The sequence below is a fragment of the Devosia oryzisoli genome (assembly GCF_014837245.1).
GTDB classification, from domain to species: domain Bacteria; phylum Pseudomonadota; class Alphaproteobacteria; order Rhizobiales; family Devosiaceae; genus Devosia; species Devosia oryzisoli.
In genome coordinates, this window is sequence record NZ_JACYFU010000001.1 from 388,405 (window position 1) to 414,635 (window position 26,231).

Genomic DNA, 26,231 nt, shown 5'->3' on the forward strand with positions numbered 1-26,231 from the left:
AGCCTTCCACGAAAGGGAGGACTTTAGTGACTACGACCAAGCGGTTCCGGCTCTACTTGATCAAGCCCTCGCATTACGATGACGATGGCTACGTCATCCAGTGGAAGCTTTCTCCCATTCCTTCCAATTCCCTGGCCTCGGTGCATGGGCTCGTGCGCGACGTCATCGCCCGGGACGCGCTGGGTGATTGGCAGGTCGATGTCGAGACCATGGACGAGACCAACACCGAGCTGAGCACCAGCAAGCTCATCGCCGATTGCCAGGCGGCCGATGCCGCGCTGGTGATGCTGATCGGCGTGCAGTCCAACCAGTTTCCCCGCGCCCTCGACATCGCCCGGCCCCTGCGCGGGGCGGGAGTGCAGGTGGCCATTGGCGGCTTTCACGTGTCGGGCGTCATCTCCATGCTCGGCGGCGAGGATGCGGATTTCAAGACGGCCCAGGCCATGGGCATCTCGCTGTTTGCCGGCGAGATGGAAGGGCGGGCCGAGGAGGTCCTGGCCGACGCCATCAAGGGGACGATGAAGCCGCTCTACAACTTCATGAACGACCTGCCGGGCATCGAGGAAACGCCGGTGCCGTTCATGCCTGCCGAGCATGTGTCACGCACCGCCTACAACCTCACCAGCTTCGATGCCGGCCGGGGATGCCCCTACCAATGCTCGTTCTGCACCATCATCAACGTACAGGGTCGCAAGTCGCGCCGGCGCTCACCCGACGACATCGAGAAGATTATCCGGCTCAACCTCGGGCAGGGGGTGCATCGCTTCTTCATTACGGATGACAATTTCGCCCGCAACAAGGATTGGGAGCCGATTCTCGACCGCCTCATCGCCATGCGCGAGGGGGAAGGGCTCAACTTCAACTTCATCATCCAGGTCGATACGCTCTGCCACCGCATTCCGAACTTCATCGAGAAGTGCTCGCGCGCCGGGGTAACCCGCGTCTTCATCGGCCTCGAGAACGTCAATCCGGCCAATCTCAAGGACGCCAAGAAGCGGCAGAACAAGATCACCGAATATCGCGCCATGCTGCAGGCTTGGAAGAAGTGGCGCGTCATCACCTATGCCGGCTACATCCTCGGCTTTCCCACCGACACGCCCGAACGCATCATGCACGACATCGACGTGGTCAAGCGTGAGCTGCCGGTCGACATTCTCGAGTTCTTCTTCCTCACCCCGCTGCCCGGCTCCGAAGATCACCAGAAGCTGCATCGCGCGGGTGTAGCGATGGACCCCGACCTCAATAAGTACGACCTCAACCACTACACCACCGCCCATCCCACCATGAGCAAGGCGGAGTTCGAAAAAGTCTACGCCGACGCCTGGAGCCGCTACTATTCGCTCGACCATGTCGAGACCATCATGCGCCGCGCGGCGGCCTCGCACATCTCGACCTCGCAGATCCTGCTGCTCTGCACCTGGTTCATGGGCGCGCTCAAGATCGAGGGCGTGCACCCGCTCGAGGTGGGCTGGATCCGTCGCAAGTCGCGCCTCAACCGGCGACACGGCATGCCCATCGAACCGGCTATCCTGTTCTATCCCAAATACTACCTCGAACTGGGCTGGAAGCTCCTGCGGTGGGGTGGCCTTTACCTCCGCTTCGGCCTCAAGCAGCTCAAGGTCGAGCGCGATCCGGCCATGCGCAGCTATTCCGACCTCGCGACAACGCCGGTCAGCGAGGGCGACGAGGGCGCGCTGGAACTCTTCCAGACCACCGATGCGCAGGCTTGGCTGGACCAGCAGAAGCGCATCAGCCAGGCGCAGCAAGGCATCAAGCAGTCGGCTGCGGAATAGCAGGAAGCGGGTGCTTCAAATCCGCATGCAACTGCCCTAGAACCGGTGGGGGAACGGAGGGCCTGATGCGCTTGCCAGAATTTCCGGTCGCGGGAGGATGTTGCTGCGGCGCGGTGCGCTACAGCCTCAAGGCCAGCCCGCTCTCGGTCTACAATTGCCACTGCAAGGATTGCCAGCGCTATTCGGGCGCCGCCTGGTCCATGTCGATGATCGTGCGCGACGAGGCTTTCGTGGTAGAGTCCGGCCGCACGGACGTCTACGACCGCAAGGCCGACAGCGGCAATGTTATCGCCATGCACTTCTGCGCCGAATGCCACACCTGGCTCTGGAACGCGCCACCTCAGCCCGGCATCACGGTGTTGCGCGCCGGGTCGCTGGATGACATGGATTGGGCCGAGCCGGTCGGCAACATCTGGACCGACAGCAAGGCTGCGTGGGTGAAAATCGATCCTCAACTGACCAATTTCAGCAAGGGCATCGCCGATCGGACGCCGTTGTTCGCGGCTTGGACGCGAGCCCACGAGGCAACCGCATGAGCACCGCGGACGACATTGCGCTGGTCAAGCGTCAGGAGGCAGAACTGGTCCTTCGCGCCTTCGACGAAGCAGTCGCTTTTGATCTCGGCTCGGCCATTCGCGCCCGCGCCCTGGCGGAGAACCTCTCGCTGGTGGTGGACGTGCGCACCTGGGACCGGCAGTTGTTCTTTGCCGCCACGCCCGGTACGGCCGCGGACAATTCCGAGTGGGTGCGTCGCAAGGTCAATACCGTCCGCCGCTTCCAGCGCGCCAGCTACCGCATGGTGCTGGAGCGGGGCGAAGCTCCATTCAGTGCGCAATCGGGTGCCGATCCGGCCGACTTCGTCATTGCCGGTGGTGGGTTTCCCATTCGCGTCGAGGGCGCGGGCATCATCGGAGCGGTCACGGTGTCGGGGCTGCCCGGGCGCAAGGATCACGGCGTCGTCGTCGATGCCCTTTGCGACCATCTCGGCCGTGACCGCGCCACCTACGCCCTGCCGGAGCCCACAGAGTGAAGCTCGACTACCTCCTCCTTGACGTCTTCACCGACAAGCCGCTGACCGGCAACGGCCTTGCCGTGGTGCTGAGGGCGGACGGCCTGCTCGACGGGGAGATGCAGGCCATCGCCCGGGAGTTCAACCTCAGCGAGACAATCTTCCTCTGCAAGCCCCGCATGGAGCGCAACACGGCCTGCGTCCGTATCTTCACGCCGCATGAAGAACTGCCCTTCGCCGGCCACCCCACGGTCGGCGCCGCGGTGGTGCTCGGCATGCAGACCAAGGCGAGCGCGGTGCGGATCGAGGAGAAAGTGGGGCTCGTGACGGCGCTCTACGAGAAGATCGACCGCCGCACGGGCGAGGCGCGGTTTACCTTGCCGCGCCTGCCGGCGCGGCTCGCCGCCCTTCCGGACCGGCTGGGACTGGCCCAGGCGCTGGGCATCGAGGTGGAGGACATCGGTTGCGAAGGCTATGCGCCCGCCGTGTTTTCGGCAGGCGTCACCTTCCATCTGGTCCCAGTGCGGAACGCGTCGGTGTTGCGCCGCATCGCGGTCAATCAGGCGTTGTGGAGCACGGTGTTCCACCATGATCACAACTCCGCCTATGTCTTCACCACCACGCCCGACGAGCCTGACACGGAGCTGGCAGCACGGATGTTCGGCATGGGTCTGGGGGAGGATCCGGGCACCGGCTCTGCCGCTGCGGCGCTGATCGGGCTCCTGGCCGAACAGGTTCCGTTCGCAACGGGCCAGGCCGAGTTTCAGCTCCGCCAAGGGGTGGAGATGGGCCGCCCCTGCCGCATCACGCTGCAACTGCGCAAGCAGGATGACCAGCTTGTACACGGAGCGATCGGCGGCCGGGCCGTGGTGGTGGGCGAAGGCATGCTGGACCTCGGTTGAAGCCGCGCGGCGCAGGCGGGTAGCCTTCGTCCCGTGGCGCGCAAACACCGCCAGGGCAGGCGTTTGCAGAACACATCCTCTTTCCCTTTCCCGGCACGCCGATTAATCTTGGTGCGGGACGTTTGGGGGAAGGACGATGGACATCGTCATCAATCTACTGATCTGGGTCCACATCGTTGCGTTTGTGGCCGGTGGTTCGAATTCGGTGGTGGGGCCGGTGATCGGGGCACGGTTGGCCTCAGCGTCGCCGGACCAGCGCGCCGGCTATTTCGGCGTCATGAATGCCCTCAGCCAGGTGGGCAAGGTGGCCATGGTGACGCTGCTGGTGACCGGCCCGCTGGTCCTTTTCCTCAAATATGGCGGGCTAGGCGGCGCGTCGATCTGGTTCTGGATTAAGATGGCGCTGGTTGCGCTGATGCTCGCTGCCATCATTTATGGCGGCATCCAGTTCAAGAAGTCGCAGGCTGGCGATGCCGCGGCCGGTCATCGGGCCGAAGCGGCCCACAGGGTCACGGGGCTCGCCTTTCTTGGCGTCCTGCTTGCGGCCGTCTTCGCCTTCGGCTGATCGCTCACAGGGCAAGGGGGGGCGGCGTTGGCGCGTGCCAAGAAAAGTTTCGTTTTGCGCTCGGCCGGTCTTGCACCGCGGGATCGTTTCGCGCATTGTTGAGCCATCGACAAGCGTACCAGAGCGTACTCATGCAGCGCCGTCGCGCCAAAGCCATTGCAATCGCCCAGCAGCAGGTCCTGATGACCAGGCTTGTGCTGGCTGCTGGCCTGCTGCTTCTGCCCGCGCTTTTCCTCCTTCTTATCAGCCCCTGATCACCGGCAGCTCGGCAAGCGAGCGGGTCGTCAGGGGATTACGCCACAGCCGAACACCACGATGTCCGGCCTGCAGAATCGCATTCTGGGCCGCCCGATAGGAAAAGTGCCGATCATGTCCGCCACTACTCAGAGTAACAAAGACCGCGTCTTCATCTTCGACACCACGCTGCGCGATGGCGAGCAATCGCCCGGCGCCACCATGACGCTCGAGGAAAAGCTGCAGGTCGCCGAAACGCTCGACGACATGGGCGTCGACATCATTGAGGCCGGCTTCCCCATTGCGTCGAACGGTGATTTCGAGGCGGTCGTGGCCGTGGCCAAGCACGTCAAGCGCGCCACCGTCGCCGGTCTTGCCCGCGCCATCACCGCTGACATCGACCGGGCCGGCGAAGCCGTGCGCCACGCTCGTCGCGGCCGCATCCACACCTTCGTGTCCACCTCGCCCATTCATCTGGCGCACCAGATGAAAAAGACCGAGGACGAGGTGATCGAGATCATCGCCCGCACGGTGGCGCAGGCCCGCAATCTGGTGGACGATGTCGAGTGGAGCGCCATGGACGCCACCCGCACGCCCATCGAGTTCCTGAAGCGCTGCGTCGACACCGCCATCAAGGCCGGTGCCACGACGATCAACCTGCCCGACACCGTGGGGTACGCGGTTCCTGACGAACACTTCCGCATGTTCAAGGAGATCATCGGCAGCGTGCCGAACGCCGACAAGGCGATCTTCTCGGTGCATTGCCACAACGACCTGGGCATGGCCGTTGCCAATTCGCTCGCCGGCGTGGCCGGTGGCGCCCGACAGATCGAATGCACGATCAACGGTCTGGGCGAACGCGCCGGCAATGCTGCGCTGGAGGAGGTGGTGATGGCGCTGCGGACCCGCGCTGATGCCATGCCCTACTACACCGAGATCGAGACGACACACCTGTCCCGGGCCAGCCGCATCGTGGCCGCAGCGTCGAATTTCCCGGTGCAGTACAACAAGGCGATCGTGGGCAAGAACGCCTTCGCGCATGAGAGCGGCATCCATCAGGACGGCATGCTCAAGAACGCCGAAACGTACGAGATCATGACCCCTGCCAGCGTCGGCATCAAGGAAACGACGCTGGTCATGGGCAAGCATTCGGGCCGTGCCGCCTTCAAGGACAAGCTGCGCGAGCTGGGCTACGAGTTGGGCGACAACGCCTTCCAGGAAGCGTTCCAGCGCTTCAAGGATCTGGCGGACCGCAAGAAGCATGTCTACGACGCGGACATCATCGCGCTGGTGGATGACGAGGTTGGCTCGGCCGGCGACCGCATCAAGCTGGTCGACATGGAGGTCGTCTCCAAGACCGGCGGCGTGCACAGCTGCACCATGACGCTGTCGGTGGATGGCGAAGAAAGCACCGTCACCTATGATGGGACAGGGTCGGTGGACGCCATCTTCAGCGCCATCAAGCAGGCGGTCGGCCAACAGCCGCATCTTGTGCTCTATGCGGTGGACGGCGTGACCGGCGGCACCGACGCGCAGGCCTCGGCCCATGTCCGCCTCGAGCTCAACGGTCGCATCGCCTCTGGCAATGCCGCCGAGCCGGACACTTTGGTGGCCTCCGCCCGGGCCTATCTCAACGCGTTCAATCGCGTCATGATCGAACGCGGCGCCGCCGCGCAGGGCGCCATGGCTGGCTGATTTCATTGTTCCCTTGCCCCGCCAGCGGTGGCCGGGGCAGGGGGAACCCATGACATACGATCTGATTGCCGTTTCACGTCCCGAACATTGGCGCCCGTTCCACGACATCCGGCGGCAGGAACTGTTCGAAGCCAAGGGCCGGTTCGGGATCTACGACGACAACCATCCCGACGATGTCGCGGCCTTTGCGCACCCATTTCTTCTTGTTTTCGAGGGGCGGCCGATCGGCACCACCCGCCTCGATCTGCATGGTGACGTCGCGATCTTCCGGCTCGTCGCCATCACTGCCGCAGAGCAAGGGCGGGGCCACGGTCGCGTTCTGGGCGCCATGGTGGAGGAAAAGGCTCGCGAGCTCGGTGCCGCGACGCTTTACGTCAATGCCGCGGCGGATGCCGTCGGCTACTACGAAAAGACCGGTTGGTCGCGGTATGAGTGGGATCGAGCAGAGCTGGTTGGTCTCTCGGTCGCTTGCGTCCAGATGCGGAAGCTGTCTAGGCATTATCGCAGTCTGCCAGGGCAGGAGCGGTGCGATGACGAGCTGGGCTGAACTGCGCGGGATGCTGCTGGCGCTGGCGGCGATCCTCACCCTCATTCTGGTCCTGATAGCGTGGACTCCCGGTGTCCCCGGGGAAATGCTTCTGCAGAGTCTGCGGATGCATATCATTGTTGTCAGCCTGGGCGTGGGTGCGGCCCTGCTGGTAGCCGGTGCCCGCTGGCGGGGATTGCTCTTTCTGGCTGTCGTCGCCCTGGCCGCGGCGCAGACGATATTCCTCGTGAACGAGTTGCACGCCCGGCGTACAAGTGCGGCGGCGGTGCCGGTTGCGGAGCTGAACGTCCTCAGCTTCAACACCCTCACCGGCAATCCACGTGGCGCCGAGGTGGTCCGCCAGATCGCCGCCATGCAGCCTGATGTCGCCATCATCATGGAGACACCCGGCATCGAGCAGCACCTGTCGGAAATGGAGACGGCGCTGCCTTATCACCTCGGTTGCGACGCCTCGGCGACCTGCGACCTGTCCGTCTGGTCGCGTTATCCCATCCTTGAAAGCCGGATGCTGCTCCTGCCGCCCTTCAACCGCGAACGTCTGGCGGTGATCAAGATCGACGTGGGCGGCACGCCGATGACCATTGTCGGCTCGCACTGGTCCAAGCCCTATTTCGACGAAGCCTCGTGGTTCGAGGCAGAATACCTCAAAAACACCCTCAATGAACTTGAGGGGCCCATCCTGTTGTCGGGCGATTTCAATGCGGCTCCATGGTCGGACACGTTGACTTACCTCACGCGCCAGAGTCGGCTCGTGCCTCCGCCCTCACATCCCGCCACCTGGCCGGTCGTTGCCGGATCGTTGGGTGTCCCCATCGACAACATGTTCACGCGGGGGGCGGCGCAAATCGAAGAGATAGAAGCCGGTGGGGACAGTTTCGGCTCGAACCATCGATATCTGCTGGCCCGCGTCGCGCTTTACGGCGCATCCTGAGCGCGTTGGACCGCCAGCGGCAGCGCTGCCGCGAGAATATCGAGTTCATCGTCGGGCGCCGCACTGATGCGGATGTATCGGTCAAGGCCCGGAGCCATGGGCTTGCGGATGAAGATCCCGTCGCGTGCCATTTCCGCCAGAATACGCTGCGCAAAGGCGGCGTCGCGTTGGCAGTCGATCGCGACAAAATTGGTCGCCGTAGGCAACGCCTCAAGACCGGCTGCGGAGGCGATGCTGCTGATCCTGTCGCACGCCGCGCGAATACTTCTGACTACCCAGTCGAGGTGCTCGGCATCGTCGAGAGCGGCGAGGGCGGCGACCTGCGCCTGACGGTTGACGCCGAAATGATTGCGGATGCGGTCGAAGGCTCCAACCACGCTGGGGTGGCCGATCGCATAGCCACACCGAAGGCCTGCCAGGCCAAAGGCCTTGGAAAACGTGCGTAGGCGCAGCACGTTCTGCTGGTCCGGATCGAGCGGTGGCAGCGCATCGGGTGGTGCCAGCTCGCCATAGGCTTCGTCAAGCAGAAGCAGGCAGTCGGAAGGCAATGCGGCGGCGAAGGCGGCAACTTCCGTTGCCGGCCAACATGAGCCCATGGGATTGTCGGGATTGGCCAGATAGACCATCCGCGCCCCGGAGCGGTGCGCAGCCGCCACCAGCCCCTCCAAGTCTTCGCGCACGCCGCTATAGGGCACGGCGACGATGCTGCCGCCAAAACCCGCCACATGATAGTTCAGCGTCGGGTAAGCGCCGAGCGATGTGACGACACGGTCCCCGGCAGCAATGAACAGCCGCACCGCCAGTGCCATCAGCCCGTCAATTCCCTCGCCGACGGCTATGTTGCCCATATCAACGCCAAGCCTGTTGGCCAGTGCCCGCCGCAAATCAAAGTTTTCAGGATCGGGGTATCGCCAGACATCCGGCGCTGCGGAGCAGAGAGCGTCGATGACGCGCGGGCTCGGGCCGAACCGTGATTCGTTCGCCCCCAGCCTTGCTTGTACCGGGCGGCCCCATTGCCGCTCGAGCGCTTCTGGACCGACAAATGGCACTGTCGCCGGCAGGTCTGCAACGAGGGCTGTGAAGGGCGGGTGATCGGTCATCTTCATCTCCGGTGGGAGCATAGCCAGCTCACCACGATTCGGTCTTCATAGGCGGGCGATGGTGGTCGCGATCATTCTGTCCCGGCAGTTGTTCACAGACTCCCACACCTGGTCATCGCCCGCACACGCCCATGCGCCAAGGGTCTTGACCCCGGCAGGCAATGGGCGCCGATTTAGGTCGAATGCAACCGATTGGGTCAAGTATTGAAGAACTATGCACGTCCACCCTGAGCAGGCGCCCAAAGAGGGCGAATCACGCTTTGAGGAGACTTGCCCATGCCCCCAACCTATGTGCTCGCGCGTGACCATCTGGAGCGAGCGGCCGTTATTCTGCAGGGCGGCGACGACCGCTCTTTGCAACTGCGCAACATTATCGAGCGCACCATCAGCCTGATCGAAGAATTCGAGCCGGCGGCCCCCACACGAACCGACAATGTAGTCGATTTCACTGCCTATCCAGCCGCACGCATCGCCTGGGCGCGCTGACGGTCGCGCCGGTGCCAGAAGGCGCCGGCGACCTTTTCTACCCAGTGAAGTTGTTTTCCCGGGCCAGAGTCTGGGACAGCCGCTCCTGGAGCGTAAAGCGGGCATTGTCCCACTGGCGGCTGCGCACCGGCACCCGGACCGTCAGGGTCATCGCCGTGTCGGTGAAACCCTCCACCACCACTTCTACCGCTCCCGCCTGCTGCTCGTCGCCCAACTGCAGCGCATTGCCCAGCACTGATCGCACCCGTCCCAGATCGGCCTGACGCGGCACGCTAAAACTCATCGAAATGAGGCGGCTCGGTTCGCGGCTCCAGTTGATGATGCGAGCATTGGACAGTCGCGAGTTGGGCACGAACATGTAGACATTGTCTTCCGTGCGCAGTTGGGTCCCAAACAGCCCGATCTCTACCACCGTTCCGGCGATCGTGCCCTCCGCGTCGATCCTGTCGCCCACGTTGAACGGTCGCAGTAGCACGAGCAGGATGCCCGCGGCGATGTTCGAAAGTGTACCCTGCAAGGCTAGGGCTATGGCCAGGCCTGCTGCACCAAGTACTGCGAGGATCGAGGCCGTCTGCACCCCGAACTGTCCCAACACCACGACAACGGTGACGAGGATGATGCCGTACCGCACGACCTGCGAGAGGAGCGGAGCGATGGTCTGGGCGCGATTGAGGCGCCCGGGCAGCAGCCTGATGACCTGGCGCGAGAAGAAGTTGGCGATGAACCAGCCGGCGGCCAGAACGAGCAGTGCACTGAGCACCGACCAGGCCCCCGCCAGGAGCCAGGTGGCGGAGACGCCGAAAAGTGTCGCTGTAGTAGCCATTTATCCGTCGCAAGAGAGTGATCGAGATGCGTTAACGCATGAACGTGTACCTGGATGTGGAATTTTCGAGAAACTGTGGCGAGCCGCTGGACAGCCCCAGATCGCTTTGCTAGAGAGGCGCCAACTTTGGTGCCGGGCGCAAAAGCCGGGTGCATAGCTCAGATGGTAGAGCAGCTGACTCTTAATCAGCGGGTCCAAGGTTCGAGTCCTTGTGCACCCACCAAAGTTTTCCCTTCATTTGGCCAGGAAGGCTTCCCCCACGGGGATATTTCGGCGCGGCTAGTCTGTCGCCGATCTGTCATGGCTCGCCGCTGCGCCGGCCCCGAACTGCCACTTTCGTTGAGGTCGTGCATTGTGGGCTTGCAGATGCCGCTCGTGCACGTTAGCGCAAGCGTGACTTTTTTACTGATCGGGACGTCATATGTTCGGCTTCGACCCTTCCTTCTTCGGTTCGCTTGTTCAGGTCATCTTCATAGATCTGGTACTGGCGGGGGACAACGCGGTCGTCATAGGCCTTGCAGCTGCCGGGCTCGCGCCCGATGTGCGCAAGCGCGCCATCCTGATCGGCATTCTTGCGGCGACCATTCTCCGCATCTGCTTTGCCCTTGTCACCACGCAGCTTCTCTCACTTGGCGGCGGCCTGCTCGTCGCGGGCGGACTGTTGCTCCTCTGGGTGTGCTGGAAGATGTACCGTGAGCTTACGGTACCCGAAAGTGATCAGCACGACGCCGAAGAAGCGCTGGCCGATGCCGATCTCAATGCCGATGGATCGATCGCCGGAAAAGGCCGCAAGAAGACGCTGCGCCAGGCCGTCACGCAGATCATCATCGCTGATGTGTCGATGTCGCTCGACAACGTCCTGGCGGTTGCCGGCGCCGCGCAGCACCATTTCGAAGCGCTGATCTTCGGTCTGGCTCTCTCCGTCGTGCTCATGGGCGTGGCCGCCACGTTCATCGCCCGGCTGCTGCACCGCTTCCGCTGGATTGCCTGGATCGGTCTCATCATCATCCTGTTCGTCGCCGTGCGTATGGTCTACGAGGGAGCCGACCAGCTCCTGGGCTACACGCTGCCGCACATCCCGTTCGTTTATTCGGGCGGCCACGCGGCTCCGGCCCATTAGGCTTTGGTAACCACCGTGCCAGCTTTTGTGGCATTTGCTCAGCTCCGCTAGGGATTTGCATACATCGCGCCGCTAGCTTCCCGTCACAGTCAATTGCGGGAAGCCAACGATGTCCATCACCGCCGATCTTGGGCTGAGCTCCGTCGATCTCCCTGCTGCCGGCCCCCGGCTTTCTGACGCCGCACTGGCCCTTGTGGCGCGCAAGGTTTCGGGCGCCGAGTGGGACAGCATCGTCTCCGGCTTCGACGCCGTGTGCCAGGAACAGCTTTATGCGTTTGCGGTCCGCCGCTGGCCCGGCGTGGCGCAGGAGCCGGTGATCTTCGAACATGGCGGGCGAATCGTCGGCGGCGCGCTGATGATGATCCAGTCGCTGCCCCTTGGCCTTGCCCGGATAGCTGTGTCCAAATGGGCCCCCATGTTGGCCAACGTAGCCGATCCCGCGGCGGCCACGATACACCGCGGCATGGTTGACGCGCTGGTCGCCGAATACTGCCAGCGGCGCGGCATGATGCTGTCCATCCTCCCGCGAGCATCAACCGATCCGATCAACGCTGAGTATGTGGCGTTGCGCGAGCGCGGCTTCCAGCGCGGCTCATCTCTGCTGTTTCCCAACCGGTACATCGTCAATCTGCGGCTCGACGACGAGGCGCAGCGCAAGAGTTTCCAGCAGACCTGGCGGCGCCAGCTCAACAAGGCAGAAAAATCGGACCTCACCTTCGAGCATGGCGGGGCCGAACGCATCGAGGACTTCAAGGTTCTCTACACGGCCATGACCGACAGGAAGCAGTTTCCCGATCACTCGGCCTACGACACCATCGATGGCTTGATGGCGCTCGATGAACCACTGCGGCCCGAACTGTTCTTCGTGCGGCACCAGGGGGAACTCGTGGCCGGTGCCTTGATCTTCAAGGCGGGCGACCGCGCGGTCTATCTCTATGGCGCCACCAACGACAAGGCGCTGCCGCTCCGCGCGGGTTACTTCATGCACTGGCACATCATCCGCTGGCTGCGCGACAACACCCGCGCCCATTGGTATGACCTGGGCGGTACCGACGGCTTTCAGGGGCTGCACCAGTTCAAGAAGGGCATGGTGGGCGATGCAGGAGTCATCCGCCCGGTGCCTCCGGTCGCCAACTACGCCACGCGGCCGCTCGCGTACCTATTTGGCGCCGGTGCCTTCGCAGCCCGGGATGCGCTGCATGCCGCCCGAAGGAAGCTCGATGGCTGGCGCAACCCGAAGGCTCGTTTCGACCAGGAGCCGCACGTCACCGAAGACTACCTGAAATGAGCCTGGCGCGGCGCCTCGCGTCTCAGTCCAGTCTCATTTTCGGGGCGCGGCTGGGCGGCGCAGGGCTGGTATTCCTTGTCCAGGCGCTGATCGCGCGCTTCTGGGGCGCCGACCTTCTTGGCGAATACCTTATCGTCAACGCCACAGTTAATCTCGTTGCCGTTGTGATGCCCCTGGGGTTCCAAACGGTGGGCACCTATTTCGCCGCCGAATATCGCGCGCGTGGCGACCGACGGCAGTTCACAGCGTTCCTCATGCGCTGCTATGGCCATGTCCTTGCGGCGCTGGTCATCCTCCTGATCGGGGCGCCGTTCCTTCTGGGGCTGATCGGGCAGGGCAATTCGGTGCTGGCCGAGCATCTTGTTCCTGTAGTGCTTCTCGCCTTCGCGACGGCCATCGTTTACGTCAACAGCGCCTTGTTGGTCGGTCTCAAGCGGCCGTTTGCCGGTTTCTTTGCCGACACGCTGTTTCGTCCGCTTGTGCTGATCGCGGCCTTCTTCGCCGGGCTCGGGCTCGTCGGCCCGACGGCCGGGTTCAGCCTGATGCTCTGGGCCGTGGCGATCGGCTATGTAGCCGTCTCGCTGGTCCAATTCGTGTTCGTCGTCACCTCGCTTTCCCGGATCGATGATCGGGTCGCGGTGCGTCCGGCCGAGCACTCTCGCTGGTGGCGTTTCGCGGCCCCCTGGGTCCTTATATCCCTCGCCTCGGACTTCTTCTTCGATATCGATCTTCTGCTGCTCAGCCACAGCCTCAGCCGCGAAGAGTTGGCAATCTTCGGCGTGTGCACCCGCGTGTTCTCGCTGGTGTCGTTCGGCGTTGCCGCCGTCTATGCCGTAACGCTGCCCGACATATTCGAAAGCGAGGCGAATGCCGACCGGCCTGCATTTCATCGCAAGATAGGCGAGGCCAATGTCGTGGCGACGGTGATCGCTCTGGCCCTGTTTGCCGCCGTTGCGGTTGCCGGGCCGTTCGCCTTGATGCTGTTCGGTCCCGGTTTCACCGCGGGTGCACTGCCGCTCGCCATTCTGTGCCTTGCCCTCGTCGTGCGCTCAATGATGGGTCCGGCATCCATGGTGCTCTCCATCCACGACCGGCCCTGGGCGAGCCTGCCCGCGGTTGCCCTTGGACTGGGGGCACTTTGTGTCGGCAATGCGGTACTGGTGCCATCGATGGGGCTGATAGGGGCAGCGCTGGCAGCACTTGCCGCGATTAGCCTGTGGTCGTTTGGACTGTGGCTCATTGCCCTCCGCACTGCAGAACTCGATGTCTCCATCCTGCAATGGTTCCGGACCCGACGTGCCACGGCCGTTGCCGCGGAATGAATCGCTAGCGGCTGATGAGTCCGGAGATCTGACGCTTGAGGCGGCCGAAGCGGCCGACATAGCCGGTGTCGTAGGGCAGATCGTCCTGGCGGTTGTAGAATTTCTCGATCAGCAGGTAATCCTGGCCGAAGATGTGTTGCTTGAGCAGCGCCGTCTCCGCGTAGCCATAGCGGCGCAACAGCATGCGCGCGACTTCGTTTTCCGGCCGCACAAAGGTGAACGCCTTGTGGAACCGGCCGTTGTCGAAATGGTCGTCGAAGGCGCGCATTCCGAACATGCCCAGCTTGGTCTGCCGGTGCGACGGAAACACCCAGCTCCAGAGCCGAAACACAGACCCGAGTTCCGGGTCGGAAATGATGGCCCCGCCGGGGATGCCGTCGGCGCACATGATCATGATGTGCCAAGGGTCGATCGCATGGAGGTTTCTGAGGAAGCCCATGGTGAGCCGGCCTGCCTCGTGCTGCTTGAAGCGGTCATTGTAGAAGGGCGAGGTCAGGATGACGTCCTGCAGCTCCTTGTGGATCAGAGCAAAGTCCGCGGGCGTCGCGGCGCGAATCGTCATTTCGGCCATGGGCTGCTCCAGCTGCGCTGAGGCAATCACTGTCGCATGGGCGGGTTAACGGCGCATGCATTGCCGGCGTGGCATAGGAGGTTGCTCAAATAGGGTCGGGGTGCGGCCTAGTAGGCCTTGCCGCCCCGGTGCCCCAACATTAGAACAGGTCTCGGGAGAGATAAGGGAGGAAGCCGATGAGCGACCAGCTCATTTTCCAGCCAAGCGCGGCCGCTGTTGCGCAGACTCACACTACGGCAGAGCAATATGCCGCCCAGTATGAGCGTTCGATCAAGGATCCGGACGGGTTCTGGGCGGAGCAGGCGAAGCGCCTGGACTGGATGACCTTTCCATCTCGCATCAAGAACACCAGCTTTGCCTACCCGGATGTCTCGATCAAATGGTTCGAGGACGGGGTGCTCAACGTCGCCGCCAATTGCATCGACCGGCACCTGGCCGAGCGCGGCGACGACGTCGCCATCATCTGGGAGCCGGACAATCCGGCCGACGAGGCCGAGTACATCACCTACCGCACGCTGCACGAAAAGGTATGCCGCTGCGCCAACGTCCTCAAGTCGCTCGGCGTTCGCAAGGGTGACCGCGTCACCATCTACATGCCGATGATCCCGCAGGCCGCCTACGCGATGCTCGCCTGCGCGCGGGTCGGTGCCGTCCACTCCGTTGTCTTCGGCGGCTTTTCTCCCGATGCCCTGGCCGGCCGCATCAACGACTGCGACTCCGCCGTTGTCATCACCGCCGACGAAGGGCGCCGTGGTGGCAAGACCATTCCCCTCAAGGCCAATGTCGACAAGGCGCTCGACGATTGTCCGGGCGTGCAGAAGGTGCTGGTGGTGCACAACACCGGCGCCGACGTGCCGATGAAGGGCTCGCGCGACATCTGGTGGCATGAGGCCGCGGCCGGGGTTGAGCCGTTCCATGATCCCGAGCCGATGAATGCCGAGGATCCGCTCTTCATCCTCTACACCTCCGGCTCGACCGGCAAGCCCAAGGGTGTGCTGCACACCCAGGGCGGATATCTTACTTATGTTGCCGCTACCCACGAATTGAGCTTCGACTACAGGAAGGGCGAAGTGTTTTGGTGCACGGCCGACGTCGGCTGGGTCACCGGTCACAGCTATATCGTCTATGGCCCGCTGGCCAACGGCGCCACGACGCTGATGTTCGAAGGCATACCGTCTTGGCCGGATGCGAGCCGCTTCTGGCAGGTGGTCGAGCGGCACAAGGTCAACATCTTCCACACCGCGCCCACGGCAATCCGCGCGCTGATGGGGGCCGGGGCCGAATACGCCGAGAAGTACGACATGCCCTCGCTGCGCCTCCTCGGCACGGTGGGCGAGCCGATCAATCCCGAAGCGTGGATGTGGTACTACAACAAGGTCGGCAAGGGCCGCTGCGGCATCGTCGACGCCTGGTGGCAGACCGAGACCGGCGGCCACATGATCGCGCCGTTCCCGGGCGCCATTCCCACCAAGCCGGGCTCGGCCACCAAGCCCTTCTACGGCGTGCAACCGGTGGTCCTCTCGCCCGAGGGCAAGCTGCAGGAGCAGACCAAGGCCGAAGGTGTTCTCGCCATTGCCGATAGCTGGCCCGGCCAGGCCCGCACCATCTGGGGTGACCACGGGCGGTTCGTTTCGACCTATTTCGAGACCTACAAGGGCTACTACTTCACCGGCGACGGCTGCCGGCGCGATGAGGACGGCTACTACTGGATCACCGGCCGCGTCGACGATGTGCTGAATGTGTCCGGCCACCGGCTGGGTACCGCCGAGATCGAAAGCGCGCTGGTTGCCCATCCGAAAGTGTCCGAGGCAGCCGTCGTCGGGTACCCGCACGATCTGAAGGGGCAGGGCATCTACTGCTACGTCACCCTGATGGCCGGCGAACAGAGCAGCGACGAGTTGCGGGCCGAGTTGCGGAGCTGGGTCCGCAAGGAGATCGGCCCGATCGCATCGCCCGACCATATCCAGTGGGCGCCCGGCCTGCCCAAGACCCGCTCGGGCAAGATCATGCGCCGCATCCTGCGCAAGGTCGCCGAAAACGACTTCGGTTCGCTGGGCGACACGTCCACCTTGGCCGATCCGGGCGTGGTGGATGACCTGATCGCCAACCGGCAGAACAAGCCGGCGTAACTTGAATGGCGGGAGCGCACAGTTCCCGCCATCGCCATCCGATGGCGGCGAGCCAGGGCAATCTGCCAAGATTCAGCCCTTGAGCGCCGCCGTCACCATCGTCTTGCCGTGAATGGGCGGTCAAGGTGCGGCATCCACACCAACGACAGGAATCGCCTTTTGCGCCGCACCCTCCTTGTTGCCACACTCGCCCTTCTCTCCTCGGCACCCGCTTACGCAGCCACTCTCGAGCAGATGGCCGGGCAAATGATAGTGGTCGGGTTTCAGGGCGATGACGTCGACGATAAAAGTGTCCAGGCTCTCGCTGGGGAAATCGAGGCGGGCCGGCTGGGCGGCGTCATGTACCTCAAGACCAACGTCAAGTCGCTGGACGCGGTGCGGAAAATGAACGCCATCTTCCGAGCCGCGTCGCCGGATCTTCTTCCCTTCCTCACGCTTGACCAGGAGGGCGGTGCGGTGGAGCGGCTGACCAAGGAAGTGGGTTTTGAAGAAATTCCCAACGCAGCCTCTATTGCGGCCAACAACACACCGGATCAGGCGGAAGCAATTTACGCCAGAATGGCGCGGGGTATCGCCGATGTCGGGTTTACCGTGAACTTCGGGCCTGTTGCCGATCTCAACGTCAACCCGAAGAACCAAGTAATCGCCAAGTTCGGCCGGTCTTTTTCTGCCGATCCGGAGGTCGTCGCGGCCTATGACGAGGCTTTTGTCGAAGCGCATCGCGACGCTGGCCTGGTTACGGCCCTCAAGCATTTCCCCGGGCACGGTTCGTCCACCGCCGACAGCCACGAAGGTTTTGTCGATATTACCAAGACCTGGTCGCCGACCGAACTCGAGCCCTACAAGAAACTGATCGCAGACGGCGAGGTCGACATGGTGATGGTTGGGCATCTCTTTCATGCCGACTACACGGACGGCGATGAACAGACGCCGTCGTCATTGTCTGCCCGCTGGATCGAGGGTGTCTTGCGGGGCGAACTCGGCTTTGATGGCGTGGTGATCAGCGACGATCTGGAAATGGGTGCCATCCGCGACCACTACACCCTGGAAGAGACAGTGAAAGACGGTGTGCGTGCCGGGACGGACGTGCTGCTTTTTTCCAACACCGCCTACCAACGCCCCGGCCTGGCGGACGAGGTGCGTGATATTCTCGTCAAGACGGCCGAAGCAGATCCCGCCTTTGCTGCCCGGATCGAGCAGAGCTACGAGCGGATCGTCGCTCTCAAGAAGCGCCTCCGCTGAGCTTTTCCCCGCCTTTGCAACAGGTTTTGTTTCCTCGGTCCTCACAACGCGGTAAGATAAGCGCAGGCTCAGACGGAGGACGGCGTTGAATGGCGGATGAGCGGGAGGCCCGGCGGGTCCGGGCCATGTTCCTGTCCGACGTGCACCTGGGCATGAAGCCGATGCGCGCAGCGCAGTTGATCGAATTTCTGCGCACCCACGATGCCGAGACCATTTACCTCATCGGTGACATTGTGGATGGCTGGCGGCTGGCCAAGAACTGGTATTGGCCCAGCGAGTACAATGTGATCCTGCAGTTGCTGTTGGACAAGGCAACAGCCGGCGCGAGGATGATCTATTTGCCGGGGAACCACGACGAGTTCCTGCGGGAGTACCTCGGCACGTATTTCGGCGAGATAGAGCTGGTCGACCGCACGGTCCACGTCACAGCCACCGGGAAGACATACCTGGTCATCCACGGGGACCAGTTCGACGTGGTGGTGATGAACGCAAAATGGCTCGCCCATGTGGGAGATTGGGCCTACAATTTCGCGCTGCGCGTCAATATCGCCATCAATTGGGTTCGGCGCCGGCTTGGCCTGCAGTACTGGTCGCTCAGCGCCTGGGCGAAACAGAAGGTCAAGAACGCAGTTTCCGTTATCGGCCGGTTCGAAGAGGCGCTGGTGTACGAGGCCAAGCAGTCGGGCGTCGATGGCGTCATCTGCGGGCACATCCACTTTGCCGACATGCACGACCGGACGGGTATCCACTATATCAATACCGGCGATTGGGTCGAAAGCTGCACCGCCATTGTCGAGAATTTCGACGGCAGCTTCGAGCTGATCAAGTGGACCGAAATGGTGACGGGGGAGGTGAGACGGCTGCGGCCGAAGAAAGCTGCAACGTCGCAATAGCCCGAATTCGCCCTGCAATTGAGACTTGCTTTGCTGGCGCATCGGATGCACCAAGAGGCCCGGGCCGCCGTTTCGTGCCCGGAGTCTAGTTTCCATGGCACCGCCACTTTCGCGCCGGGATTCGCCCGAGCTGCGCGCTTCCATTTTTCAGTTCACTGTTTATCTCCCCGGCGCGGTGGCTTCCGTATTTCTGGGAATTTGGCTCAGCGAGCACGGCGTGCCGGCGGACCAGATCGGCATTATCAATGCCTTGCCGACGCTGGGCCTGCTGCTTCTCAACATCATCGTCGGGCGCGTTGCTGACCGCGCCGATGATTGGCGGACCGCCCTGATCTTTATCTCGATGGCATCGGCGGTTGCGCCGCTGGGCCTCTACTTCGTGTCCGAATTCTGGGGCGTGCTGCTGGTGTGGGCACTGTGCGCCACCAGCAATGGGCTCGTCGCGCCGGTCATCGATGCGGCGACGGTGCGGATGACGCGACGTAATGGTACTGACTTCGGCGCCGTGCGGGCCTGGGCGACGGTGGGCTACGTGTTTGGCGCGGCCGGCATCGGCGCCTTGCTGGCCGTCTGGGGATCAGCGGCATTTGTCACGCTCTACCTGCTGATGACCGTGCTGAGGGCGGCCTTGAGCTATCTGCTGCCGCGCTTCAGGGCGCCGGCCCCGAAGGTGACACTCGCCGAAGTCATGCCGGCCGAACGAAGCAGGCTGAAGGACTCGCTGCAGCTGTGGTTCGTGCTGCCGCTCCTGGCCTTCGCGTTGGTCAATTCGAGCAACGCCCTCATCGGCGGCTTCGGCGCCCTCCTGTGGCACGAGAACGGGATACCCGGATACTTTCTTGGGCCACTGCTCGGCATCGCCGCCGTGGGCGAGGCGATACTCATGTTTGTCTGGCGGCGCTTTGGCAGGAGGGTAACTGCGCGAAACATGATTCTCGTTGCGACCCTTGCGGGTCTTGTCCGCTTCACCGCGATGGCCTTCAATCCGCCTGTCCAGGTACTGTTCGTGATCCAGACGCTGCACGCCTTCAGCTTCGGCATGGGCTATTTCGGCGTCGTCCACTTCATCGCCAATTGGACGAACGAGGCCAATGCGGCTGAGGCCCAGGGCTTCGCCAACATGCTCAATCAGGGCGCAGCCATGCTGGCTCTCATCGTGTTCGGCGTGCTCGTCGAATTCTTCGGACCCTATGCCTTCTTCTACTCGACGCTCACCTCGATCCTGGCGATTGGGTGTGTGCTGCTGTCGCTCAAGTTGCGGCCACCCAAGGATACGCTGCGCTAACAGGCGCTGGTTGAGAGCACTCTGCCGCTGTGTGCAGAGGTGAGTGTCCTCTGCTCGACCCGCAGATGTTCAGCGAGGTATCTGGTGCCTGTGGCGGACATGTCGCAATGTGGACTGGCTCCGCACTGCTGCACCTGGGTCTCGGTCGGACAATAGGCCGGTTGGTGAGGTGTCGGCCCTCGTCCGTCAAGCAGAAGTCAACTAACGCCAAAGGCGCAAGAAAAAGGCCCCGGAACAACCGGGGCCTTGTCTTCTTCGATGCTGGTCAGCCGAGGCGGCCGCTGGCGTGGGCGAGGGTTGTATACACCTTTCCCCTGTCGGACAGGAGATGCTCTCGCGTCTCCGCTGCCGGTCGCGCCCCTGCCGCAGCGCGCTTGAGCAATTGCTCGAACTCGCTCATGTAGGCCTGTGCCGTGCGCGCGAAGTCTGGATCGCGTTGCAGACGCTTGCGGACTTCGTCATAGGTGCCCTGACCGGTCAGCGAGTAAATCCGGCGCGAAAACACGTTGGACTCGCCAGCCTGATACCTGTTCCAGGCCTCCGCGAGCGCGGCATCGTCGATGGCGCGCGCAATTTCCTCGGTGAGACCAGAAAGTCCGGTTGCCTGCGCGCCAGCCTGCTTGGCTGATGCGTTGCGCAGAACGTCCCGCAGCCAGCCACCTGTGTTTGCCACCGGTGCCTCAGCCGGTTTGGTGGCTGGTGCTTCAGCGGCAGGGGTGGCGGCAGGAGCGGGGGTGGGGGCCGGTGCGGTGACCGGCGCTGTGGCCTGAGCGGGGATGTCCACGATCTGCTGCGCGGCCTGTTCCACTGGCGCTGCCGGGCGGGCCCGGAACGGGTCGACAAGACCCTGCGCCGGCGGCTCACGATAGGTCTGCCGCATCGGCTCGGGCTGACGTGCCGGCTCCGGCTGACGGGCCTGCTCGGGCTGGCGTTGCTCGGCTTGCCGCGGCGGTTGGTATGCCGGTGCTTCCGGCTGCCGTTGTGCCGGCTGATACGATGGAGCTTCCGCCTGCCGCGCCGGGCGCTGAAGAGCCCGGCGGTCGGTCAGGTCGTGGCTGGCGGGCTGTGAGCGGAGAATCGCGTTGAGCTCTGAAAGTGCCTCGATCTGCTCGGCGACCACGCGACGCATCGCGGCGGCGCTGGCGCGCGTTTCCTCGGGTAGTTCGTTGACCCCGCGCGCCAGTTCGGCCCGCGTTGCTTCGAGCTCCGTGCCGACCTCGCGGGCGGTTTCGCGCATGGCGCGAGCCGTCTCTGCGAAGCGGTGCGTGGCCTCTTCGATCGCCCGCTGCATCTCGATGACCATGCGCTGCTGAACCTCCTGGAGCGCATGGCTGGCGCGGCGTCCTTCCGTGCCGGCAGCTTCGTGGAACTCACCGAGACGGCCCGTGACATCGCCTGTCGTCTCTTCCAGCGCCTGGCGGACCTGCCCGGTGCTGTCGTCGAGGGCACGACGCAGATAGCTCGAGTTGGATGCGATGGCATTCCGAACCGACGTCGTTGAATCGCTGATTGTGTCGGACAGGGTGCTCGTTGTGGAGGTCAGGACATCTGTGACGCTGCCGGCGGTGGAGGCGAGTGTTTCGCTGACCTTGGCGGCATTGTCCTCGAGAGCGCCGCTGACCTGTTCGGATTGCTCATGCAACGCAGCCCGCACGGAGAGCGACGTGCGGTTCAGGGCGGCCGCCGCGGCTTCTGCGGCACGCTGAACCACGTTGTCCATCTGCTCGGCATTGCTGCTCAGAGCCTGCGTGAAGCGTTCGTTGGTGGCGTAGAGCGCGTTGTTGACGTCGCCGGTTGTGGACTCCAGTGCCTGCGTGATCGTGTTCGTGGTCTGGGCCAGCGTGTCAGTGACCGAGCTGGACGTGGCTTCTAGTGCCTCGTCCATGGCCCGGCGGGCGCCGATCAGGCGGCGTTCGGTGTCGTTGACCGTATCGGCGATCGACTGCGCGAAAATCCGCATCCGGCCTTCAATGTCATCGGCGCGCGACGCAAAGGTCTGCGCCAACGCTTCCATGGCATTGCGGCGTTCGTCGAGCGTTTCGAGCGCGGTGCCGCTGCTGGTTTCCAGCGTCTGCGACACCTGTCGAAGGCCGGCCGCCTCGGCGTCGAGGCTGCCGAGGATGGAGCCGAACTCGTGGACCATGGCGCGGATGGTGTTCTGCAGCGCCCCCACATGCTGAGTAACCATGGCGCCCGCCTGCTCGGTCTGGCCCATAGCCTCGCGCATGGTTGCCGAGTAATTGGCCGTCTGTTCGGCGACGCTGTTCTCGAGGGTGGCGAGATTGGAGGTCGACGCATCCAACACTCGCTGCAGGAGGAGGTTTGAGTCGTTCAGCTTGTTGAGCGCGGACGTGACGTCGGTGAGGATACGTCCTGTCGACACCGACATGATCTCCTCGGCCTCGCGGGCATTTTCGGCCAAGGCATCACGCAGGATATTGCCGTGGCTGAGCAGGGCCGACTGCAACTGGTCCGACTTGCTGTTGACCAGTTCGGCAAAGGTTGAGGTGTGCTCCTCCACCGAGCGATTGATTTCGTGCAGGCGGCTCTCGATGGCGTCGGCAGCGCCAACGGCCTGTACCGACACGAGTTGATCGATGCTGCCGGCGGCCGCACGGATCTGCTCAAGGGCGCTGCGGACGGCGCTGTCCATGTGGTTCGCCGTCTGGGCGACGTCGTCGGCGATGGCGTGACTGGCCGAGGCGATCCGGGTCGAAAGGGTCTCCTCGATCCGATCCGCGCCGGCCTCCAGATCGGCCATGGACTGGGTGATCGAAGTGTTGATGGTGGCGTTGAGGGCAGCCAAGCGTTCGGCGGCGATGTCGGCGCGGGCGGTGATGGCCTCCGGCAGCGTCCCCAGGCGGTTGTCCACCATGTCGGTGATGGCGGTGCGGGCGGCGTTGACACCGCTCTCGATCAAATCCGCCGCCTGGCGGGCGCTGTCGCCCACACTGGTGCTGGCGGCCTCGATGCGGGCCGTCATGCTGCGCTCGGCGTCGTCGAACCGGATCATGGCCATGTCGAGACCTTCGCCAAGGCTCTGGTTGACCTGCGCGACCTTCCCGTCGACCGCCAGGGTGATGTCGCCCAGGCGCTTGTCCATGGTGTCGCTGAGCATGTGCAGCGAGTTCTCGAGACCAATCCGCGCCGTTTGGCCGTGCTGGTCGATGGTCTCGGCCAGTTCGGCCGTATGCAGGCTGATGGTTTCGCCGATTGACGTGGTGTGCGTGGCGAGGGTGTCGGAGAGCGCAGTCGTACGCGCCGATAGCGCTTCGTTGAGCTGGAGGGTGCGCGAGCCGACGGCGGCGGCCAATTGTTGCGTGCGCTCGTCCAGCGCGTCGGTGAATTCGCCCTGACTGGCCGCTATGCGGTCTGCCAGCATGCCCGTACGCGAGTCGATCTGGTCGGCAAAGGCCGCTGTTCGCGCGTCGATCTGCTCAGCCAATGCGGAGCTTCGGGCATCGATCTGCTCGCCGAGAGTGGCCGTGCGACCATCCAGGTCCATTGCCAGGGCAGCGCTTCGTTCGGAAAGCGTTTCGGCAAGCCGCTGCGTGCGGCCCGCGAGCGCCTGGTCAAGGGTGCGCGTGCTGGTGCTGAGCGTTTCGCTCAGTTCCTGGGACTGGACGCGAATGGCGTCGACCAGTTCAGCGCCGCGGCCGGACAATGTCTGGTTGAGCGTTTCCGCTCCGGTTGCCAGGGCCTGCGCGATTTCCTCGCTGCGACCGGAAAGCGTCTGCTCGAGAGCAAAGTTGCCGGTTGCCAGAGCCTGCGCGATCTCTTCGCTGCGACCGGAAAGCGCGTCTTCGATGGCACGCGTGTTGACCGCGAGCGTTTGCCCGATTTCCTCGCTTCGACCGGAAAGCGTCTGCTCAAGGGCGTAGTTGCCTGCGGCCAACGCCTGGGAAATCTCGGCGGTGCGGCCAGACAAGGTCTGTTCGAGAGCGTGATTGCCTACGGCCAGCGCCTGGGCGATCTCGTCGGTGTGGCCCGAGAGGGCGCCATTGAGCGCTTCCGTGCCGGAGGCGATCGAACGGGCGATTTCTTCGCTGCGGCCGGCAAAGGTCTGCTCCAGGGACGCCGTGCCATTGGCGAGGGCTTCTGCGATCTCGCTGCCGCGCCCGGAAATCGTTGCATCGAGCTGGCTGACGCGGTTGGCGAGGGCTTGGTCCAGCTGGCCGCTGCGGCTCGACAGCGACTGAATGATCTCGATCGCGCGCCCGGACAGCGTCTGCTCCAGGTTCTCTGCGCGGTGCCCGAGATTTTCGTCGAGCTCGCTGATGCGCTGGGTGAGGATTTCGTTGAAGCGGCCGGCGCGGGTGTCGAGGGCCTCTGCAATGACCTCCGCGTGCCCGTCCAGCGCATCCGACATCTCGCGAGTCCGGTTGGCAAGACCTTCTGTAACGGCCTTGGTCTTGGCGCCCAGGACTTCGCTCATTTCGCGTGTCCGTTCTCCAACGATATCGTTGAAACGGCCCGATTCCTCGTTCAGGGCCATTTCGAGCACGTTGGCGCGGGCGGCAAATGTGGTGCCCTGATTTTCCAGACGAGCGATGAGGGCCTCGCCCCGATCGCCAACGACCCCGTCGAGGGCTCGCAGCTTTTCATCGAGAACGCCGGCGATCTCGCTGATGCGCGAATCGAACTGGGTGAGGGACTCCTGGCCAGCCGACGTCAAGGTCAGGCGCGCGCGCTCGGAGGTGTCATCGAGGGCGCCGTTGATCTCGATGATGGCTGACTGCAGCCGGCTATCAAGCGAATTGATCTGAATGGAGACGGTTTCGTCCAGCTGGCGGCTCAACGCCGAAAGCAGGGCCTCAGCATCGCCGGCGCGGCCGGAGAAGTCGGCCGACAGACGGTTGCCGATGGCCTCCAGGTTTGTCGACACCTCGTCTCCGCGCAGCCGCAACTGGTCGAGCAGAGATGAGCCGCCATCAGTAAGAAGGTTGGCAAAGCCGGCGGTGCGCTCGTCGAGCGCCGTTGCCAGCTCCCGCGTGCGGGACTCGATGAGCGTCGCGATGTCGAGCGAGCGCTCTTCGAACGAGCCGGTAAGGGCCTGCGTGCGGTCGGAAATCTGTTGCGTACGCTGATCAATGACGCCGGTGATTGAGCTCGCATGCGCGTCAAGCGCCTCGGTCAGGGCCGATATGCGGTTCTCCACGCCGGCATTGAGGGCTTCTGCGCGCTCATCCAGGGCGCGCGTCATGGCGCCGGTTTGGTCATCAAAGCCCAGTGTGAGGCGGCGCGAGCTTTCGTCCAACGCCGACATGAAGTCGGTGGTCCGGTTGTCGACCAGGCTGACGAAACTCTCGGCTCGTTCGTTGAAGCCCGTGTTGAGCGTATTGCCGGCCGTTTCCAGCGCGCGCGTCAGGTTGCCGCCGCTGTCGACGATGGTGCCGGCGATGCGCTGGCTGATCATGTCGAGATCGAAGATCAGCCCGGTATGGCTCTCCGTAATCGCCTCGCGCACGCGCTCGGTGTTGGTGAGGACGCTTTCGCGCTGACTGGCCAGCTCAGCAATCAGCGCCCGCATGCGCGATTCGTTGTCAGAGTAGGTCCGCTCGAGTGCGTTGACCTCGTTGTGGATCATCACCTCGAGTTCGCCAGCGCGCGACAGGGCGCGTTCCAGCCCGTCGCCCAATGCATTGACCTCGCGCCGAACGGCCTGGCCCACCGAGGCGACCTTGTCGGCCGCGGTGACTTCGGGTTCGGCAAGGCGGATGGCCGCCTGCGTGATGGAGGAGGCGGCGTTGCGCAGCTCTGCTGCACGCCGGAAGAACGTGGCCGCGGCGAAGAATGCGATCACCGGCACCACCATGATGGCGAGTACGGCGATAAACTCGATCGACCCCAGGAAGGTGCCAAGATCGGTGGCCTGTGAACCGAACCGCAGCCAGGCAACTGAGCCGGAAGCGGCAAGCCATACGACAGAGAGGGCTACTGCGATCCAGATCGGGGCGCGCGAGGACCGGCTCTGCAAACTGTAAAGGAGCCGCGAGGCGGAAATCTTGTCGTCGTTAGCAACAGTGCCGGCCTGCTGGGCGATCTTGTCCGCAGCGCGGAGGCGCTCGGAGCGGCCCGCATCGCTGGCCTTTTTCTCCGGCTTTGCCTCGGTCTCCTGAGCAGGCTTGTCGAGATTGAACACAGAATCCTTGAGAGCGTCCTCGACGGCAGAAAAGGCCAGGGCGGCCGGATCGTTCTGGGGGGTCGGGTTCTGGGCCATACTCTTTACAACTCTCGCATCGGCACTAGGGGCGGCAAGGCGGAACTGGGGAGTATATGCCTGTCGACCCGTTGCC

At 63.7% G+C, this 26,231-nt stretch carries 21 protein-coding genes and 1 tRNA gene; 18 read left to right on the top strand and 4 right to left on the bottom strand.

The window, feature by feature from the left end:
* Nucleotides 1–26: 26 nt before the first annotated feature.
* From IC608_RS01920 to IC608_RS01955, 9 genes are all read left to right on the top strand, one after another.
* Complete coding sequence (locus tag IC608_RS01920) at nucleotides 27–1,793, top strand: radical SAM protein (RefSeq protein WP_191772339.1); 1,767 nt, start codon at nucleotides 27–29, stop codon at nucleotides 1,791–1,793.
* A 65-nt stretch (nucleotides 1,794–1,858) separates the two neighbouring features.
* The gene (locus IC608_RS01925) at nucleotides 1,859–2,329 is read left to right on the top strand and encodes a GFA family protein (RefSeq protein ID WP_191772340.1); all 471 of its coding nucleotides are present in this window, start codon (nucleotides 1,859–1,861) and stop codon (nucleotides 2,327–2,329) included.
* Nucleotides 2,326–2,823, top strand: a complete 498-nt coding sequence (locus IC608_RS01930) for a heme-degrading domain-containing protein (RefSeq protein WP_191772341.1) — start codon at nucleotides 2,326–2,328, stop codon at nucleotides 2,821–2,823. The genes IC608_RS01925 and IC608_RS01930 overlap by 4 nt, the downstream gene beginning before the upstream one ends.
* Nucleotides 2,820–3,704, top strand: a complete 885-nt coding sequence (locus IC608_RS01935) for a PhzF family phenazine biosynthesis isomerase (RefSeq protein WP_191772342.1) — start codon at nucleotides 2,820–2,822, stop codon at nucleotides 3,702–3,704. Before IC608_RS01930 ends, IC608_RS01935 begins: the two co-directional genes overlap by 4 nt.
* 136 nt (nucleotides 3,705–3,840) lie before the next feature.
* Nucleotides 3,841–4,269 carry a hypothetical protein gene (locus IC608_RS01940; protein ID WP_191772343.1) on the top strand — a complete coding sequence of 143 codons (429 nt, stop codon included), beginning with the start codon at nucleotides 3,841–3,843 and terminating at the stop codon, nucleotides 4,267–4,269.
* A gap of 131 nt (nucleotides 4,270–4,400) precedes the next feature.
* On the top strand, nucleotides 4,401–4,523 hold the full coding sequence (locus IC608_RS18280) for a hypothetical protein (protein WP_282567919.1): 123 nt from the start codon (nucleotides 4,401–4,403) through the stop codon (nucleotides 4,521–4,523).
* Between the two features lie 115 nt (nucleotides 4,524–4,638).
* Complete coding sequence (locus tag IC608_RS01945) at nucleotides 4,639–6,198, top strand: 2-isopropylmalate synthase (RefSeq protein ID WP_191772344.1); 1,560 nt, start codon at nucleotides 4,639–4,641, stop codon at nucleotides 6,196–6,198.
* A 49-nt stretch (nucleotides 6,199–6,247) separates the two neighbouring features.
* Nucleotides 6,248–6,745, top strand: a complete 498-nt coding sequence (locus IC608_RS01950; RefSeq protein WP_191772345.1) for a GNAT family N-acetyltransferase — start codon at nucleotides 6,248–6,250, stop codon at nucleotides 6,743–6,745.
* A complete protein-coding gene (locus IC608_RS01955; protein WP_191772346.1) occupies nucleotides 6,729–7,676 on the top strand; it encodes an endonuclease/exonuclease/phosphatase family protein in 948 nt (315 codons plus the stop codon). Before IC608_RS01950 ends, IC608_RS01955 begins: the two co-directional genes overlap by 17 nt.
* On the opposite strand, the gene IC608_RS01960 is transcribed toward IC608_RS01955, so the two are convergent.
* Nucleotides 7,661–8,776, bottom strand: a complete 1,116-nt coding sequence (locus tag IC608_RS01960) for a pyridoxal phosphate-dependent aminotransferase (RefSeq protein WP_191772347.1) — start codon at nucleotides 8,774–8,776, stop codon at nucleotides 7,661–7,663. The genes IC608_RS01955 and IC608_RS01960 overlap by 16 nt on opposite strands.
* Before the next feature lie 276 nt (nucleotides 8,777–9,052).
* On the opposite strand from IC608_RS01960, the gene IC608_RS01965 reads away from it, so the two are divergent.
* Nucleotides 9,053–9,262 carry a hypothetical protein gene (locus IC608_RS01965; RefSeq protein WP_191772348.1) on the top strand — a complete coding sequence of 70 codons (210 nt, stop codon included), beginning with the start codon at nucleotides 9,053–9,055 and terminating at the stop codon, nucleotides 9,260–9,262.
* A 37-nt stretch (nucleotides 9,263–9,299) separates the two neighbouring features.
* Here the strand turns inward: IC608_RS01965 and IC608_RS01970 are convergent, their stop codons facing one another.
* Complete coding sequence (locus IC608_RS01970) at nucleotides 9,300–10,085, bottom strand: mechanosensitive ion channel family protein (RefSeq protein ID WP_191772349.1); 786 nt, start codon at nucleotides 10,083–10,085, stop codon at nucleotides 9,300–9,302.
* 147 nt (nucleotides 10,086–10,232) lie between these two features.
* On the opposite strand from IC608_RS01970, the gene IC608_RS01975 reads away from it, so the two are divergent.
* From IC608_RS01975 to IC608_RS01990, 4 genes are all read left to right on the top strand, one after another.
* A tRNA-Lys gene (locus IC608_RS01975) sits at nucleotides 10,233–10,308 on the top strand.
* A gap of 198 nt (nucleotides 10,309–10,506) precedes the next feature.
* Nucleotides 10,507–11,205, top strand: coding sequence for a TerC family protein (locus tag IC608_RS01980; RefSeq protein ID WP_191772350.1), 699 nt, complete (start codon nucleotides 10,507–10,509; stop codon nucleotides 11,203–11,205).
* A gap of 109 nt (nucleotides 11,206–11,314) precedes the next feature.
* Complete coding sequence (locus IC608_RS01985; protein WP_191772351.1) at nucleotides 11,315–12,493, top strand: lipid II:glycine glycyltransferase FemX; 1,179 nt, start codon at nucleotides 11,315–11,317, stop codon at nucleotides 12,491–12,493.
* The gene (locus IC608_RS01990) at nucleotides 12,490–13,815 is read left to right on the top strand and encodes a lipopolysaccharide biosynthesis protein (protein ID WP_191772352.1); all 1,326 of its coding nucleotides are present in this window, start codon (nucleotides 12,490–12,492) and stop codon (nucleotides 13,813–13,815) included. Before IC608_RS01985 ends, IC608_RS01990 begins: the two co-directional genes overlap by 4 nt.
* Nucleotides 13,816–13,819: 4 nt before the next feature.
* On the opposite strand, the gene IC608_RS01995 is transcribed toward IC608_RS01990, so the two are convergent.
* On the bottom strand, nucleotides 13,820–14,386 hold the full coding sequence (locus tag IC608_RS01995) for a GNAT family N-acetyltransferase (protein ID WP_191772353.1): 567 nt from the start codon (nucleotides 14,384–14,386) through the stop codon (nucleotides 13,820–13,822).
* Nucleotides 14,387–14,562: 176 nt separating this feature from the next.
* On the opposite strand from IC608_RS01995, the gene acs reads away from it, so the two are divergent.
* The 4 genes from acs to IC608_RS02015 all read left to right on the top strand — a co-directional run bounded on the left by acs (nucleotide 14,563) and on the right by IC608_RS02015 (nucleotide 19,935).
* Nucleotides 14,563–16,515: an acetate--CoA ligase gene (gene acs / locus IC608_RS02000; RefSeq protein WP_191772354.1), complete on the top strand. Its 1,953-nt coding sequence runs from the start codon at nucleotides 14,563–14,565 to the stop codon at nucleotides 16,513–16,515.
* A gap of 159 nt (nucleotides 16,516–16,674) precedes the next feature.
* Complete coding sequence (locus tag IC608_RS02005) at nucleotides 16,675–17,757, top strand: glycoside hydrolase family 3 protein (protein ID WP_191772355.1); 1,083 nt, start codon at nucleotides 16,675–16,677, stop codon at nucleotides 17,755–17,757.
* A gap of 89 nt (nucleotides 17,758–17,846) precedes the next feature.
* Entirely contained in the window at nucleotides 17,847–18,650 is an 804-nt protein-coding gene (locus IC608_RS02010; RefSeq protein ID WP_191772356.1) for a UDP-2,3-diacylglucosamine diphosphatase, read from the top strand.
* A 94-nt stretch (nucleotides 18,651–18,744) separates the two neighbouring features.
* Entirely contained in the window at nucleotides 18,745–19,935 is a 1,191-nt protein-coding gene (locus tag IC608_RS02015) for an MFS transporter (protein WP_191772357.1), read from the top strand.
* Nucleotides 19,936–20,200: 265 nt separating this feature from the next.
* Here IC608_RS02015 and IC608_RS02020 read toward each other — a convergent pair whose 3' ends face one another.
* The gene (locus IC608_RS02020; protein ID WP_191772358.1) at nucleotides 20,201–26,155 is read right to left on the bottom strand and encodes an apolipoprotein A-IV repeat region-like domain-containing protein; all 5,955 of its coding nucleotides are present in this window, start codon (nucleotides 26,153–26,155) and stop codon (nucleotides 20,201–20,203) included.
* Between the last annotated feature and the right edge of the window lie 76 nt (nucleotides 26,156–26,231).

What these genes read in the sequence shown, in the direction of transcription:
- IC608_RS01925 (WP_191772340.1), top strand. Translation starts at nt 1,859, where the DNA reads ATGCGCTTGCCAGAATTTCCGGTCGCGGGAGGATGTTGCTGCGGCGCG.
- IC608_RS01950 (WP_191772345.1), top strand. Translation starts at nt 6,248, where the DNA reads ATGACATACGATCTGATTGCCGTTTCACGTCCCGAACATTGGCGCCCG.
- IC608_RS01965 (WP_191772348.1), top strand. Translation starts at nt 9,053, where the DNA reads ATGCCCCCAACCTATGTGCTCGCGCGTGACCATCTGGAGCGAGCGGCC.
- IC608_RS18280 (WP_282567919.1), top strand. Translation starts at nt 4,401, where the DNA reads ATGCAGCGCCGTCGCGCCAAAGCCATTGCAATCGCCCAGCAGCAGGTC.
- IC608_RS01930 (WP_191772341.1), top strand. Translation starts at nt 2,326, where the DNA reads ATGAGCACCGCGGACGACATTGCGCTGGTCAAGCGTCAGGAGGCAGAA.
- IC608_RS02020 (WP_191772358.1), bottom strand. Translation starts at nt 26,155, where the DNA reads ATGGCCCAGAACCCGACCCCCCAGAACGATCCGGCCGCCCTGGCCTTT.
- IC608_RS01955 (WP_191772346.1), top strand. Translation starts at nt 6,729, where the DNA reads ATGACGAGCTGGGCTGAACTGCGCGGGATGCTGCTGGCGCTGGCGGCG.
- IC608_RS01985 (WP_191772351.1), top strand. Translation starts at nt 11,315, where the DNA reads ATGTCCATCACCGCCGATCTTGGGCTGAGCTCCGTCGATCTCCCTGCT.
- IC608_RS02015 (WP_191772357.1), top strand. Translation starts at nt 18,745, where the DNA reads ATGGCACCGCCACTTTCGCGCCGGGATTCGCCCGAGCTGCGCGCTTCC.
- IC608_RS01995 (WP_191772353.1), bottom strand. Translation starts at nt 14,386, where the DNA reads ATGGCCGAAATGACGATTCGCGCCGCGACGCCCGCGGACTTTGCTCTG.
- IC608_RS01990 (WP_191772352.1), top strand. Translation starts at nt 12,490, where the DNA reads ATGAGCCTGGCGCGGCGCCTCGCGTCTCAGTCCAGTCTCATTTTCGGG.
- IC608_RS01980 (WP_191772350.1), top strand. Translation starts at nt 10,507, where the DNA reads ATGTTCGGCTTCGACCCTTCCTTCTTCGGTTCGCTTGTTCAGGTCATC.
- IC608_RS01945 (WP_191772344.1), top strand. Translation starts at nt 4,639, where the DNA reads ATGTCCGCCACTACTCAGAGTAACAAAGACCGCGTCTTCATCTTCGAC.
- IC608_RS01970 (WP_191772349.1), bottom strand. Translation starts at nt 10,085, where the DNA reads ATGGCTACTACAGCGACACTTTTCGGCGTCTCCGCCACCTGGCTCCTG.
- IC608_RS01960 (WP_191772347.1), bottom strand. Translation starts at nt 8,776, where the DNA reads ATGACCGATCACCCGCCCTTCACAGCCCTCGTTGCAGACCTGCCGGCG.
- acs (WP_191772354.1), top strand. Translation starts at nt 14,563, where the DNA reads ATGAGCGACCAGCTCATTTTCCAGCCAAGCGCGGCCGCTGTTGCGCAG.
- IC608_RS01940 (WP_191772343.1), top strand. Translation starts at nt 3,841, where the DNA reads ATGGACATCGTCATCAATCTACTGATCTGGGTCCACATCGTTGCGTTT.
- IC608_RS02010 (WP_191772356.1), top strand. Translation starts at nt 17,847, where the DNA reads ATGGCGGATGAGCGGGAGGCCCGGCGGGTCCGGGCCATGTTCCTGTCC.